Below are 12,692 nucleotides of genomic sequence, written 5' to 3'. Positions count from 1 at the left end.
CGCGACGGGCTCGGCTCTGGCCCCGCCGCGGCTGAGCCTCGCGCTCGCCGCGATGGTCGACATCGCGCTCCATGCCCGGCCGCAGCCGGTCAGCGCCAAGGCGCTGGCGGCGCGTCACGCCCTGCCGCCCCGGCACCTGGAGGCAGTGCTGCAGGCCCTGGTGCATCACGGCCTGCTCAAGGGCCTGCGCGGGCCGCATGGCGGCTACGAGCTCGCCCGCGAGCGCCGCCGCATCAGCGCCGGCGACATCGCCCGGGCGGTGCTGGGGCAGGACCGGGAGGCGGCCGCGGGCCTTGCCGTCCCCGGCAACGACGTGACCGGCCTCGTCGTCGCCCCCCTGGTGGCGGAGGCGGCTGGAGCGTACCTTGCGGTGCTCGATTCGGTGACCGTGGAGGATCTCTGTGGGCGAGCCGAGGCCGCGAAGGTCGCCGGCCCGCGGGCGGGGGCGGATTTCACCATCTAAGCAGTTTTTCCCGGAGGGCCGAATGCCGTCGGGGAAAGGACGCCGGATCAATGTTTTGCGTCAGTTCGGCCTCGGGCCTTCCGCCGACCGGCAGGGTGCGGAAGCTTAAAGAACGCTTTATCAAGTCGCGGTAGTTTGGGACCATATCCGGTGCGGAAAGGATTCTCCGGGGCCATGACCAATGCAGCCGATCCCGCCGTCGTGGTCGTCACGGCCCGGCCCGATCCCGGTGGGCTGACACGGCTGTTCGCGGCGGGCATCCCGACCCTGGTGGTGCCCGAGCCCGGCGCGGCGCTCGCCGCGCTGACGACCAAGACCGCCGATCTGGTGCTGATCGAGTCCTGGCCCGACCTCGACGCTCCGGCGCTGATCCGCGCGCTTCGCCTGAAGCCGCATCTCGCCCATACCTCGATCCTGCTCATCGCCGAGGGCGACCCGGCCGAGACCCGCCGCCGGGGCCTGGAGGCCGGCGCCACCGACGTGGTGCTGCCGCCCCTCGACGCCTCGGACCTGGCGCTCCGCGGCCGCAACCTGATCGCGCTGGCCCGCGCGCAGGGGGCGGTGGAGAGCCAGGCCATCGCGCTGTCCCGCGAGGTCGAGCGGGCGGCGGCCGAGAGCCAGGAGCGCGAGCGCGAGATCATCCGCCGCCTGATGCTCGCCGCCGAGTTCCGCGACGACCAGGCCGGCGACCACCTGACCCGCGTCGCCGGCTGCGTGCTCGCCATCGCCGACGGGCTCGGCCTGTCGGAGGAGGAGGGCAACGACATCGCGCTCGCCTCGACCATGCACGACATCGGCAAGATCGGCGTCGCCGATTCGATCCTGCGCAAGCCGGGCCCGCTCACCGAGCCGGAGCGGTTCGAGATGATGCAGCACGCGCTTCGCGGCTACCGCATGCTGCACGACAGCCCGTCCCGCCTCCTGCGGCTCGCCGCCGAGATCGCGCTCACCCACCACGAGCGCTGGGACGGCGCCGGCTACCCCCAGGGCCTCAAGGGCATCGAGATCCCGCTGCCCGGCCGCATCACCGCGGTGGCCGACGTGTTCGACGCCCTGATCTCGGCCCGGGTCTACAAGCCCGGCTGGCCGCTGGAGCGGGCCCGGCGCTTCCTGGAGGAGCAATCCGGCGCGCATTTCGATCCGGATTGCGTCGCGGCGTTCCTGTCGCGGTGGGAGGATGTGGTGGCGTTGGTCGAGGAGCGGCCGGCGGATCGGGCGGCGTGAGGGGAGGGGTCACCATCCCATCGTGCCGGGCTCGCCCTTGAACGGACCGACGATTCTTTTGGTGACCCACCCGCCGTAGAAGCCGCCCGGCTGCGGCGTGACCCGCTCGTCGCCGACGAAGCACCCGTCCATCGGCCCGGCATAGAACGCAACGTGCCCGGCGAGTGCCGCGAAGGCCGGGGTCGGCCGCAGATAGGCCCAGGCCACACGCTCCGCCCGTTTGTGCGGCCCGACCACGTCGAAATACAGGGCCCGGCCCTTCCACTCGCAGACGGAGCCGCCCCCGGCCGGGACCAGTGCGCCTGGCTGGATGTCGTCGGGATGCAGGTAGTAGGTCGGCGGGTGGGAGGTCTCCAGCACCCGCCAGCCGCGCAGGGTGTCGGCGATGGTGATGCTGTCGAAGACCACGCGCAGACGCTCGGGCACGGGTTCCAGCCGGGGCGGGCGGGGGTAGTCCCAGACGCTTTCCTGGCCGGGGCCGGCTGGATCGGGTTTAGGGTGGTGGCGGCGCATCGTCTGCCCTCCTCGCACGTCTCGTCACCTTGACAGTATGCTGCCACGCAAAGCGTCCCGTAACCTCGGAGTGCGAGGGACGCGTCGAACCAACAATCCGTGCAGCCGACCCAGCATATTGACGAATGTCAGAAGAGGGATAGCGTGGGTCGGCACTCTCTGACCGCAACAACTAAATCTACGGTCCAGTGCATGAGATGCAAGTAGAATCGAAGGACGATCGTGTTGCGCTCGCGAAGTATCTCAAGATTTTTGATTTTTCCGCATCTTCGGAGCCGAACTAATTTCCACTTCTTTGAAAAATGCTTTAATGGACCAAGCCGAAGGCTGCAATTGTCGGGTTCGGCGAGCGTTTTTCTGGAATCTGAATGGCTGGCAGGGTTTCTGGCATCTTCCGACCAAAGTGGCTATCGTGAAGGCGCGTCAGCCCTAGCCTATCAGTTGACCTTCCAGGAACGATTTGCATAGCTTGCACTGTATCTTGCACTGTATCTTGCACCTGCTAGGCTGGTTGCAGCCTACATATTTTGTCCATCGCAGTATCAATTTGATCTGCGTATTTCATAAATCGATCAAGTAATAGGTCGGTTGTTTCTGAAGGCATGAGAGCAGACTCAGATATCCGTGGAAAATCAGAAGTCCAAAAATTTTCTGTGTCAACTGATGTTTTGGTGTTGACATGGACTCTGGTATTAATTAATTTAATGCGGGCTACGAACCGCCGCGACAATTTTGATACATTGCGTGGATCATTATCTACATGATTGCTATTTGGGCCGGCGAACGGGAAGCGCCCGACGAGATAGCCGTCTTGATAATGAGGTCGCTTTGCTACCGGCGGGCAGACAGCTTGTAATCGCGCCAGTACAATGTGCTGATCAGCATCGTATGTAACGGAGTTGGTGCTTGGCACTAATGCTACGATGTACAGATGCCCTTCGGCGCGCCCGCCCCAAAGTGCAAAACTTGCTGCTATGCGTAGATTTGTTGTAACATCAATAAGTGGTGTGGGCCAAATATCGTAATGCTGAGACACCGCCCACACCGCTTCCCTGAACATCTGCATGCTTCGCCGACGAGGAAGGGGAAACTGTTTCAGTGTATCCATAATAAGTGGTAGAATGACGCAATTCAAATGATTCCAAATTTTTTCCCTAACGTGCGCCGTATTTGGTATATTATGCACTGTCTTGCTAATAGAAGTCCATCGATTTCGGAATATACATGGAATCGGCTGAAGATGGTTGGCTTGACCACGAAAAAACAGCGAAGATCTTTTGTTCATAACCGAGAGAAATGATACTATATCTATAAGTTGATCAAAGCTCGTGACTTGAAGCGAGTCGTCCAGCCATTGTTCTGAGGAGGGCTTGAGTTCACTCTTTAGCGATCCAAAATTAACGCCTTGCTGAATAAATCGCCCATAAGCAGCGGGACCATAGACAGCATCCAGAGGATACATCGTTGATGCTCCAGTTAAGAAGATTTCAACGTGCACAGAAAAACAGCATAGAAAAATACTGAAGTCAAACATTTTTTCGTATCGTTATTCACGCTGCCGAGAGGCTGCCGCAAGCGCGAGTGGACACTCAGCGAGAGCTAAACCTAACCGACAAAAAATTCGACAATATGTATTGAGCTTTCTATGCCACGCAAGAACTGGGTGCGATTTAACCATTTTCTGGTTTTTCTTAATAGATAAATTCGAATAATAAAATCTATAACAGCTTATAACTGAATTGCGAATTGGCTGGTGGGAGAAAAAGGAGTAATGGCTAAATGTCTGATATTTAGAAGCCAAGGAATAACCCCCAAGTGCCTTACGGATTCGGAGTGCAAGCCGGCGCTGGCGCGGGTTCTTGGCTTCGTCGTGCAGAATGTAACAGCGTCAGCAGAGCGCCTTGATAATCGCCGGAGCGTTCGTGTCGGATTTATGGTGGAGATTCGCGTACGCCCGTGGCCCCCCAAGAGTCGATAGCGCCTCCTCGTAGTGTGTCCGGAAACATATCCGGTATGTGAATCTTACGGACCAAGCTCGTTTGCGCGGTCCGTCGACATCCTCCCCAGAATAATAAAAAAGGCTGAAACTCCACGCCCCAGCCTTTTCATGGCTCACGCGTCCGTCACCCCCGCCGCATCCTGCGCCTTCAGCACGTCCGGTCGCGGCATCGAGATGATGTTGTAGCCCGAATCGACGTAGTGGATCTCGCCGGTGACGCTGCCCGAGAGCGGCGACAGCAGGTACAGTCCCGAGCCGCCGATATCCTCCAGGGTCGCGGTGCGGCGTAAGGGAGCGTGCGCTGCCTGGTGGTTGAACATCAGGCGGGCATCGGCGATGCCGGCGCCGGCGAGCGTCCGCACCGGGCCGGCCGAGAGGGCGTTGACCCGGATCCCCTGGGGCCCGAGATCGGCCGCGAGGTAGCGCACCGAGGCCTCCAACGCCGCCTTGGCGACGCCCATCACGTTGTAGTTCGGCATCACCCGGGTCGAGCCGCCATAGGTGAGCGTGAGCAGCGAGCCGCCGGGACGCATGCGCTTGGCCGCCCGCTGGGCCACTTCCGTGAAGGAGAAGCACGAGATCACCATCGTGCGGGAAAAGTTCTCCCGGGTGGTGACGTCGACGTAGCGGCCCTTGAGCTGCGCCTTGTCGGAGAAGCCGATGGCGTGGACGACGAAGTCGAAGCCCTCGGGCCAGGCCTCGTCGAGGGACGCGAAGGTCGCGTCCACGCTTCCCAGATCCTCCACGTCGCAGGGGAAGACCAGGGAGGAGCCGAGCGTCCCGGCCAGCGGCCCGACCCGGCGGCCCAAAGCCTCGCCCTGGTAGGTGAAGGCCAGCTCGGCGCCTTGGGCGCGTAAGGCCCGGGCGATGCCCCAGGCGATGGAGTGGTCGTTCGCGACGCCCATCACGAGCCCGCGCTTGCCTGCCATCAATCCTGCCACGCCCGATCCTCCGCTCAAGCATTTTCCGACGACGTGGAGACCGGTTCGTCGAGAGAAAATGCGGCAACCTCAAAAAACGAGAGCATCGCCCGATCGATCACGCGATCGGGCGATGCTCTCATGTCGGTGATCGGGCGTTTACGCGGCGGGCGGGCTCCTGTCCACGCCGCGCGGGATATCAGGCGTCGACGTGCTTGAGCACCAGCGTGGCGTTGGTGCCGCCGAAGCCGAAGGAGTTGCTGAGCACGTGGCCGAGTTGCGCCTCGTCCTTGCGGGCGCGCAGGATCGGCATGTCGGCGAAGGCGGGATCGAGCTCGTCGATATGCGCGCTCTCGCAGATGAAGCCGTTATTCATCATCAGGAGCGAGTAGATCGCCTCCTGCACGCCGGTGGCGCCGAGCGAGTGGCCGGTCAGCGACTTGGTCGCGGCGATCGGCGGGCAATTGTCGCCGGCGCCGAACACCTCGCGGATCGCCTCGATCTCCTTGTCGTCGCCGACCGGGGTCGAGGTGGCGTGGGGGTTGATGTAGTCGATCTTCGCGCCCTTCAGGCCCTCGATCGCCTGGCGCATGCAGCGCACAGCGCCCTCGCCGGACGGGGCCACCATGTCGTGGCCGTCCGAGGTGGCGCCGTAGCCCGCGACCTCGCCGTAGATGCGCGCGCCGCGGGCGCGGGCATGCTCCAGTTCCTCCAGGACCAGCACGCCGGCGCCGCCCGCGATGACGAAGCCGTCCCGCGACCGGTCATAGGCGCGCGAGGCCCGCGACGGGGTGTCGTTGTACTTCGAGGACATCGCCCCCATGGCGTCGAACAGGACCGACAGGGTCCAGTCCAGCTCCTCGCAGCCGCCGGCGAAGATGATGTCCTGGCGCCCGCCCTGGATGATCTCGGCGGCGTTGCCGATGCAGTGGTTCGAGGTCGCGCAGGCCGAGGAGATCGAGTAGTTCACGCCCCGGATCTTGAACCAGGTCGCGAGCGTCGCCGACGCCGTCGAGGACATCGCCTTCGGTACCGCGAACGGCCCGACGCGCTTCGGCCCCTTGGCGCGGGCGATGTCGGCGGCTTCCACCAGGGCGCGGGTCGAGGGACCGCCGGAGCCCATGATGATGCCGGTGCGCTCGTGCGAGATCTCGGCCTGCTCGAGGCCCGCGTCGCGGATCGCCTGCTCCATCGCGACGTGGTTCCAGGCGGTGCCGCCGCCGTGGAAGCGCATCGCGCGGCGGTCGACCACCGTCTCGGCGTCGAGGGTCGGCGCGCCCGCGACCTGGCTGCGGAAGCCGTGGGCGGAAAAATCCTCGGCGCGGGAAATGCCCGAGCGCGCCTCGCGGAGGGACGCCAGAACCTCCTGGGTGGAATTGCCGATGGACGAGACGATGCCCATCCCGGTGATTGCCACGCGCCTCATGATCGTCGGAACCCTCTGGAACGGCGCCGTGGGCGCCCGCGGGCGTACTCGCCACGCGGATGTCACCTAGGCGCCCGATGCCGTAATCTCAACCGCCCGTCGGGGGGAAAGGGTCCCGGCGGGCTCGAACCGGCCCGCTTTTCGAGCGGGCCCCGCATGGCCCGCCGAAGACGAGCCTTCGCGACGGACCTTGGTGACGGGCTCAGCCGCCGGCGGCGGGAGTCGCGGCCTGAAACAGGCCGACGCGCAGGTCCTGCACCTCGTACACGCGCTCGCCATCGGCCTCGAGCCAGCCGTCGGCGATGCCGAGCACCAGCCGGCCCTGGCGCACCCGCTTGATGTCGACGCCGTAGACGACCTTCTTCATGGTCGGCAGAACCTGACCGGAGAGCTTCACCTCGCCGACGCCGAGGGCCCGGCCACGCCCCGCGGAGCCGAGCCAGCCGAGGTGGAAGCCCACCATCTGCCACAGGGCGTCGAGGCCGAGGCAGCCCGGCATCACGGGATCGCCCTGGAAGTGGCAGGGGAAGAACCAGAGGTCGGGCCGTACGTCGAGTTCGGCCAGGACGTGGCCCTTGCCGTGCGCGCCGCCGTCGCGGCCGATCGAGGTGATGCGGTCGAACATCAGCATCGGCGGCAGCGGCAGCTGGGCGTTGCCGGCGCCGAACATCTCGCCGCGGCCGCAGGCCAGCAGGTCCTCGTAGGAGAAGTGCGAGGGCCGGCTCGGGGCGTCGGGGGCGGAGGTCTGGTCGGCGGACATGTGCGGGGCGAATTCCTCAAGTCGGGGGCCGCTGACGCTCCGGCGCAAGGCCGGAGGCGCGGCGGGTGGCGCCTCGTTAACACAGGGTCCGGGACTGTTCAAAGCCGGCCGAAGGCCCTACTCTGTAACGCTTCTGATCTTCTCCGGCATGGCCGCGGTCGGGTTGCGGCGGGGGGATGGGCGGCCTATAACGTTCGGTATCATTGTCGCCGCTCAACGAGTCGATAGCTCCGCTGATGAACGACCTGTCGCCCCTGCGCGCCGTCCTCGGCGCCCGCGTCCCGGCCCTCGAGACCGGCGCCGCCGGCCAGCGGCGCGGTTGCCCGCTCTCGGATCTCCGCGACCGCCTGCGCCGCGCCGGCCTGCGCCCGACCCGGCAGCGCCTGTCCCTCGGCTGGCTGCTGTTCGGCAAGGGCGACCGGCACCTCACCGCCGAGATGCTGTACGACGAGGCGATGCGGGCCAAGGTCCCGGTGTCGCTGGCCACGGTCTACAACACCCTGCACCAGTTCACCGAGGCCGGCCTTCTGCGCCAGCTCGCGCTGGACGGGTCCAAGGCCTATTTCGACACCAACCCGAGCGAGCACCACCACTTCTTCCTGGAGGAGGAGGGCCAGGTGCTCGACATGCCGGATTGCGGCATCACCGTCGACTCGCTGCCCCAGGCCCCCGAGGGCATGGAGATCGCCGGCGTCGAGGTGATCGTGCGCCTGCGGCGGCGGACCGGCCGGGCCTGAACCGCGCCGCATCGTCGGATTTCGCGAGGGCCGCGCTCCTGGACAGGGGCGCGGCCCTCGCCGTTTCATACGATTTCCGACTGATCGCTTCGCGATGCGGAAATCGGCTTCGCTCACGCGCCGCGCGGGCGGGTGATACGAAATCCGGAAGTGATCTTCCGGATTTCGTATCACTCCACTTTCTCGTCCGGATAGACGCCCCAAAGCCGGTCCTGGCGCATGTAGCCGTCGACGTCGCCGCGCTTCTGCGGCAGCGCCACGACGAGGCGGCACCAGGTCTTGTCGCAGGTCTTGACGCTGCCGATCACCCCGGCCTGGAGCTGGGCCACCACGCCGCTCGTCGCATCGGCCCGGTCGTAGAGCGGCACCGGCGCGCCCTTGTCGGCGCCGCGGCTCAGCACCACCGCGGTGCGCCGGCCCGACAGCAGCGAGTGCAGCACCCAGCCCTCGGTGCCCTCGGAATCGCGGATGCGGCGCCAGGTCTCGAACTCGGCGATGATCTCCACCGGCAGGCCGGCGCGCTGGAACACCCACAGGGTGCGGTGATCCTTGGAGGGCCCCTCGCGCAGGTTGACCCGATCGGTCTTCAGGCTGACGTAGCGCGGCAGCGGCAGCTTCGTCGCCGGGCCGATGGTGACGCCGATCTCGCCGGGGGCGGGATTGGCGGCCGGCGTCGGCGGCGCCGCGGCGGCGGGCATGCCCAGGGCGGCGAGGAGCAGGGCGGCGAGAAGGCGCGGATGGAGCATCGGCGGTCGGTCTCCCATCGAGGAAGCGGCGCGGATTGTCTTCCGGGTCACCTCTGCTAGAGAGGCCCCCGGGCGTCGCGCCCCGGCCGGATCGAGGGGCGTAACCGCCCCTATCGCCGGAGCGTGGTTAACGGGGCGTAACGACGCTTGTGGCCCGCACCAAGGCGGGGCTTTTCGCCGGGCAAACGTGTCGCATATCGTATGGTGCGAGCGCCCATATCGCGTGATGGGGCCGCACGGGCAGGCCGGGAGGCCCGCCCGGGGGCAGGGGAGGGATCATGTCGTTGAAGCGCAAGCCGCTCGTGGTGGTCACCCGGCGCCTGCCGGACGTCGTGGAGACGCGGATGCGCGAATTGTTCGACGCACGCCTCAACCACGAGGACACGCCGCTCACAGGCGCCGCCCTGGCGCAGGCCCTGCAGGAGGCCGACGTCCTGGTGCCGACGGTGACGGACGAGATCGATGCCTCGCTCCTCGCCCAGGCGGGGCCGAACCTGCGCCTGATCGCCAATTTCGGCAACGGCGTCGACCATATCGACGTCGGCGTGGCGCTCCAGCGCGGCATCACGGTCACCAACACGCCCGGCGTGCTGACCGAGGACACCGCCGACATGACCATGGCGCTGATCCTCTCGGTGGCGCGCCGGGTCACCGAGGGCGCCCGGATCATCCCGGACGACGCCTGGTCCGGCGGCTGGTCGCCGACCTGGATGCTGGGGCGGCGCATCACCGGCAAGCGCCTCGGCATCGTCGGCATGGGCCGCATCGGCCAGGCGCTCGCCCGCCGCGCCAAGGCCTTCGGCCTGTCGATCCACTACCACAACCGCCGCCGGGTCGGCGCCCGGATCGAGAGCGACCTCGAGGCGACCTACTGGGAATCCCTCGACCAGATGCTGGCGCGGGTCGACATCGTGTCGGTCAACTGCCCGCACACGCCCGCGACCTACCACCTGCTCTCGGCCCGGCGCCTGAAGCTGCTCAAGCCCGAGGCGGTGGTGGTGAACACCGCCCGCGGCGAGGTGATCGACGAGACTGCGCTCGCCCGCCTGATCGAGGTCGGCGACATCGCGGGTGCGGGCCTCGACGTGTTCGAGCAGGAGCCGGCCGTGAGCCCGCGCCTCGTCAAGCTTGCGAAGGCCGGCAAGGTGGTGCTGCTGCCTCACATGGGCTCGGCCACCCACGAGAGCCGCGTCGACATGGGCGAGAAGGTCATCATCAACATCAAGACCTTCCTCGACGGCCACCGGCCGCCGGACCGGATCCTGCCCAGCATGCTGTGAGGCCGGCATGCGCCCGGCCACCGGCCGGGCGCCTCTCGCGATCAGCCCTGGAGCGTCGCCTTCAGGCTGATCTTGGCGTTCAGCACCTTCGAGACCGGGCAGTTCTTCTCGGCGATGCCGGCGAGTTCGTCGAACTTCTGCTGGTCGATGCCCGGTATCTTCGCCGTCAGGGTCAGGGCCGACGCCGTGATGGTGAAGCCGTCGCCATCCTTCTCCAGGGTCACGACCGATTCGGTGCGCAGCTCGTCTGCGGTGAAGCCGGCGCCCTGGAGCTGGAAGGCCAGCGCCATTGTGAAGCAGCCGGCATGGGCTGCGGCGATCAGCTCCTCGGGGTTGGTGCCCGGCTCGTTCTCGAAGCGGGTGTTGAAGCCGTAGGGGTTGTCCGACAGCACACCCGACTGGGTGGTCAGCTGGCCCTTGCCGTCCTTGCCGCTACCCTGCCAAACGGCGCTCGCCTTGCGGTTCATGCTCGTCTCCCGTGGATTGGAACGCGGCGGAGCCGTTCCGGCGCCCGCCCACGCCCACAGGTAGGTCAAAGGTCCGCCAGGTCACCCTCCGGCTCCGCGTCGATCACCCGGCGGGCGAGGGAGAAGGCGAATCCGGCCCGTGCCATCGCGGCGAGGTCGCGCTCGCGCGCAGCGGCCCGGGCGGAGGGCTGCCGGAACGGCCCGAGGCGCCGCCTCCTGGCGTAGGCGAAGGCCGCTTCATCCTCGCCGCCCTCCTGCTCTTCGGAGAGCGCCGCCCCGACGATCTCGCGGTCGACCCCCTTGGCGGCGAGCTTGGCGCCGATCGTCCGGGCCGAGCCGCCGCGGCGGCGCAAGGAGCGCACCTTGGCGGCCGCGAAGGCGGCATCGTCGACGAGCCCGGCACCCAGCGCCCGGGCCACCACCGCGTCGACCATCTCCGAAAAGTCCTCCGGCGCCTCGCCGCGCAGGCGGCAGCGGGTCTCGACCCGGCGCTTGAGCACCCGGCGCAGCATCTCGGCGGAGGCGCCGTAGCGCTCCAGGTAGTACAAGGCTGCCCGCTCCAGGTAGGCCGGCGTGATCGGCCGCGCTGCCCTCAATCCGCCATCGCCGCCGGGTTCATCGGCCTCGTCCCGGATCGCCTCCGTCCCGGCGGGGGCCTCCGTCCCGGGCTCGCGCGAGGGGTGATGCCGGCGTTTCTGCACAGACGTGAATCCTTCTTCCTCCTGGTCGCCCTCGCCCTCGGGGCGGTGGCCGGCGCGGTGCTCTACCTGTCGCGGCCGACTACCCTGCGGGTCGCGGTCGGCCCGCGGGACCGCGTCGAGACCCACCTGATCCAGGCCTATGCCGACGCGCTTGCCCGCGCCCGCGAGGATATACGCCTCGTGGTCGTTCCGTACGACGACGTGCGCGACAGCGCCGCGGCGCTCCAGAGCGGCCGGGCCGACCTCGCGGTGGTCCGGCCCGACGTGCGCCTGCCGGAGAACGGCCTGACGCTCGCCGTGCTGCACGACGAGGCCCTGGTGGTCGCCGCGCCCCCGGATTCCGGCATCCAGACGTTTTCCGATCTCGCCGGCAAGCGGCTCGGCCTCGTCGCCCATCACGGTGCCGACCAGCCCCTGGTCACGAGCCTGCTCGCCTATTACGCGCTGACGCCGGCGCCGGCGGGCGCCGCGCCGGCCCCGGCCGATCCGGGGGGCGCACTCCCGGCCGCCGCCGGCAGCGTCGCCCTGGTGCCGATGCGGGCCTCCGAGGTGGCGGCGGCCTTGGCCGAACACCGGATCGACGCCGCCGCGGTGATCGCCGCTCCTTCCGACAAATCCGCCGCCCGGGTGGTGCAGGCGGTGGAGGCGGCCTCGGCCAGTCACGGCGCGACGATCGTGGCGATCCCCGACGGCGAGGCGATCGTGCAGCGCCTGCCCGAGTTGCAGGCCGTGACCATCGCCGCCGGCACCTTCGGGGGCCGCCCGAAGCGGCCGGACGACGAGGTGAAGACCGTCGGCGCCTCCTACCGGCTGATGGCCCGCGCCTCCTTGAGCCGCGACACCGCCGCCAGCGTCACCCAGCACCTGTTCGAATTGCGCTCGCGGCTCGCCGCGATGGTGCCGACCGCCAACCTGATGAAGGCGCCCGACTTCGACAGCGCCGCCGAGGCGACCAGCGCCCGCCTGCCGATCCATCCCGGCGCGGTCGACTATTACGAGCGCGAGCAGCAGACGTTCCTGCAGCGCTACGAGGATTGGGTGTACCTGGTGGCGTTCTTCGGCGGCGGCCTCGGCTCGGCGGTGGCGTGGCTCGGTCAGCGATTCGCCCGCGAGCAGCGCGCCCGCATCGACGCCGTCCTCGACCGGCTGCTCGCCATCCTGATCGAGGCGCGGGGAACGCAGGACCCGGCCGCCCTGGAGGCCCTGGCGGTCGAGATCGACGGCCTCGTCATCGACGTCGTGCGCCACGCCCGCGCCCACGATACCGATATCCGCACGATGAGCGCGCTGATCCTGGCGGTGGACGCGGCTCGCGCCGCGGTGGCGGATTGCCGGCGGGACGGGGCGCCGGTGCGGGAGAGGGCGGGGCGGGTGCTGTCGCTGCATCCGGTGAGCGGGGCGTGACGTCGACGGGCTGTTGGGGGTAGGAAGCCTTCACTCCGCTGCTATACTGACC

At 67.5% G+C, this 12,692-nt stretch carries 13 protein-coding genes; 5 read left to right on the top strand and 8 right to left on the bottom strand.

Annotated features, from left to right (window positions below; all coding sequences use genetic code 11):
• Positions 1–52 precede the first annotated feature (52 nt).
• On the top strand, positions 53–463 hold the full coding sequence (locus AC3AOF_RS16450) for an Rrf2 family transcriptional regulator (RefSeq protein WP_236992769.1): 411 nt from the start codon (positions 53–55) through the stop codon (positions 461–463).
• Between the two features lie 174 nt (positions 464–637).
• Positions 638–1,687: an HD-GYP domain-containing protein gene (locus AC3AOF_RS16445; protein WP_488345912.1), complete on the top strand. Its 1,050-nt coding sequence runs from the start codon at positions 638–640 to the stop codon at positions 1,685–1,687.
• Between the two features lie 9 nt (positions 1,688–1,696).
• Here the strand turns inward: AC3AOF_RS16445 and AC3AOF_RS16440 are convergent, their stop codons facing one another.
• From AC3AOF_RS16440 to fabA, 5 genes are all read right to left on the bottom strand, one after another.
• A complete protein-coding gene (locus AC3AOF_RS16440) occupies positions 1,697–2,200 on the bottom strand; it encodes a DUF427 domain-containing protein (protein ID WP_488345911.1) in 504 nt (167 codons plus the stop codon).
• 502 nt (positions 2,201–2,702) lie between these two features.
• Positions 2,703–3,734, bottom strand: coding sequence for an FRG domain-containing protein (locus AC3AOF_RS16435; protein ID WP_488345910.1), 1,032 nt, complete (start codon positions 3,732–3,734; stop codon positions 2,703–2,705).
• A gap of 578 nt (positions 3,735–4,312) precedes the next feature.
• Positions 4,313–5,140, bottom strand: a complete 828-nt coding sequence (fabI, locus tag AC3AOF_RS16430) for an enoyl-ACP reductase FabI (RefSeq protein ID WP_272913269.1) — start codon at positions 5,138–5,140, stop codon at positions 4,313–4,315.
• Positions 5,141–5,318: 178 nt separating this feature from the next.
• The gene (fabB, locus tag AC3AOF_RS16425; protein WP_236989835.1) at positions 5,319–6,545 is read right to left on the bottom strand and encodes a beta-ketoacyl-ACP synthase I; all 1,227 of its coding nucleotides are present in this window, start codon (positions 6,543–6,545) and stop codon (positions 5,319–5,321) included.
• A 202-nt stretch (positions 6,546–6,747) separates the two neighbouring features.
• Positions 6,748–7,305: a 3-hydroxyacyl-[acyl-carrier-protein] dehydratase FabA gene (gene fabA / locus AC3AOF_RS16420; protein WP_236989836.1), complete on the bottom strand. Its 558-nt coding sequence runs from the start codon at positions 7,303–7,305 to the stop codon at positions 6,748–6,750.
• 236 nt (positions 7,306–7,541) lie between these two features.
• On the opposite strand from fabA, the gene irrA reads away from it, so the two are divergent.
• Positions 7,542–8,042 (top strand): iron response transcriptional regulator IrrA, encoded by a 501-nt coding sequence (irrA, locus tag AC3AOF_RS16415; protein WP_165086928.1) that lies wholly within the window; start codon positions 7,542–7,544, stop codon positions 8,040–8,042.
• Between the two features lie 170 nt (positions 8,043–8,212).
• Here the strand turns inward: irrA and AC3AOF_RS16410 are convergent, their stop codons facing one another.
• The gene (locus tag AC3AOF_RS16410) at positions 8,213–8,788 is read right to left on the bottom strand and encodes an SH3 domain-containing protein (protein ID WP_488345909.1); all 576 of its coding nucleotides are present in this window, start codon (positions 8,786–8,788) and stop codon (positions 8,213–8,215) included.
• Between the two features lie 275 nt (positions 8,789–9,063).
• On the opposite strand from AC3AOF_RS16410, the gene AC3AOF_RS16405 reads away from it, so the two are divergent.
• Positions 9,064–10,068 (top strand): 2-hydroxyacid dehydrogenase, encoded by a 1,005-nt coding sequence (locus tag AC3AOF_RS16405; protein ID WP_488349003.1) that lies wholly within the window; start codon positions 9,064–9,066, stop codon positions 10,066–10,068.
• Between the two features lie 41 nt (positions 10,069–10,109).
• Here AC3AOF_RS16405 and AC3AOF_RS16400 read toward each other — a convergent pair whose 3' ends face one another.
• The gene (locus tag AC3AOF_RS16400) at positions 10,110–10,535 is read right to left on the bottom strand and encodes an OsmC family protein (protein ID WP_236989838.1); all 426 of its coding nucleotides are present in this window, start codon (positions 10,533–10,535) and stop codon (positions 10,110–10,112) included.
• A 65-nt stretch (positions 10,536–10,600) separates the two neighbouring features.
• Positions 10,601–11,236: a regulatory protein RecX gene (locus AC3AOF_RS16395; RefSeq protein WP_442919260.1), complete on the bottom strand. Its 636-nt coding sequence runs from the start codon at positions 11,234–11,236 to the stop codon at positions 10,601–10,603.
• Between AC3AOF_RS16395 and AC3AOF_RS16390 the strand changes: the two genes are divergently transcribed.
• Positions 11,219–12,640 carry a TAXI family TRAP transporter solute-binding subunit gene (locus AC3AOF_RS16390; RefSeq protein WP_236989839.1) on the top strand — a complete coding sequence of 474 codons (1,422 nt, stop codon included), beginning with the start codon at positions 11,219–11,221 and terminating at the stop codon, positions 12,638–12,640. The genes AC3AOF_RS16395 and AC3AOF_RS16390 overlap by 18 nt on opposite strands.
• Positions 12,641–12,692: the final 52 nt, after the last annotated feature.

The organism is Methylobacterium sp. 142-1Y (genome assembly GCF_057747795.1).
The sequence above is the reverse complement of the archived record's forward strand: the minus strand, read 5'-3'. Positions and strand labels throughout refer to the sequence as shown.

Bases quoted from the DNA above. Each gene is read 5' to 3' on its own strand.
- AC3AOF_RS16410 (WP_488345909.1), bottom strand. From the start codon at position 8,788: ATGCTCCATCCGCGCCTTCTCGCCGCCCTGCTCCTCGCCGCCCTGGGC.
- AC3AOF_RS16440 (WP_488345911.1), bottom strand. From the start codon at position 2,200: ATGCGCCGCCACCACCCTAAACCCGATCCAGCCGGCCCCGGCCAGGAA.
- AC3AOF_RS16400 (WP_236989838.1), bottom strand. From the start codon at position 10,535: ATGAACCGCAAGGCGAGCGCCGTTTGGCAGGGTAGCGGCAAGGACGGC.
- AC3AOF_RS16450 (WP_236992769.1), top strand. From the start codon at position 53: ATGGTCGACATCGCGCTCCATGCCCGGCCGCAGCCGGTCAGCGCCAAG.
- AC3AOF_RS16435 (WP_488345910.1), bottom strand. From the start codon at position 3,734: ATGTTTGACTTCAGTATTTTTCTATGCTGTTTTTCTGTGCACGTTGAA.
- irrA (WP_165086928.1), top strand. From the start codon at position 7,542: ATGAACGACCTGTCGCCCCTGCGCGCCGTCCTCGGCGCCCGCGTCCCG.
- fabB (WP_236989835.1), bottom strand. From the start codon at position 6,545: ATGAGGCGCGTGGCAATCACCGGGATGGGCATCGTCTCGTCCATCGGC.
- fabA (WP_236989836.1), bottom strand. From the start codon at position 7,305: ATGTCCGCCGACCAGACCTCCGCCCCCGACGCCCCGAGCCGGCCCTCG.
- AC3AOF_RS16445 (WP_488345912.1), top strand. From the start codon at position 638: ATGACCAATGCAGCCGATCCCGCCGTCGTGGTCGTCACGGCCCGGCCC.
- AC3AOF_RS16390 (WP_236989839.1), top strand. From the start codon at position 11,219: ATGCCGGCGTTTCTGCACAGACGTGAATCCTTCTTCCTCCTGGTCGCC.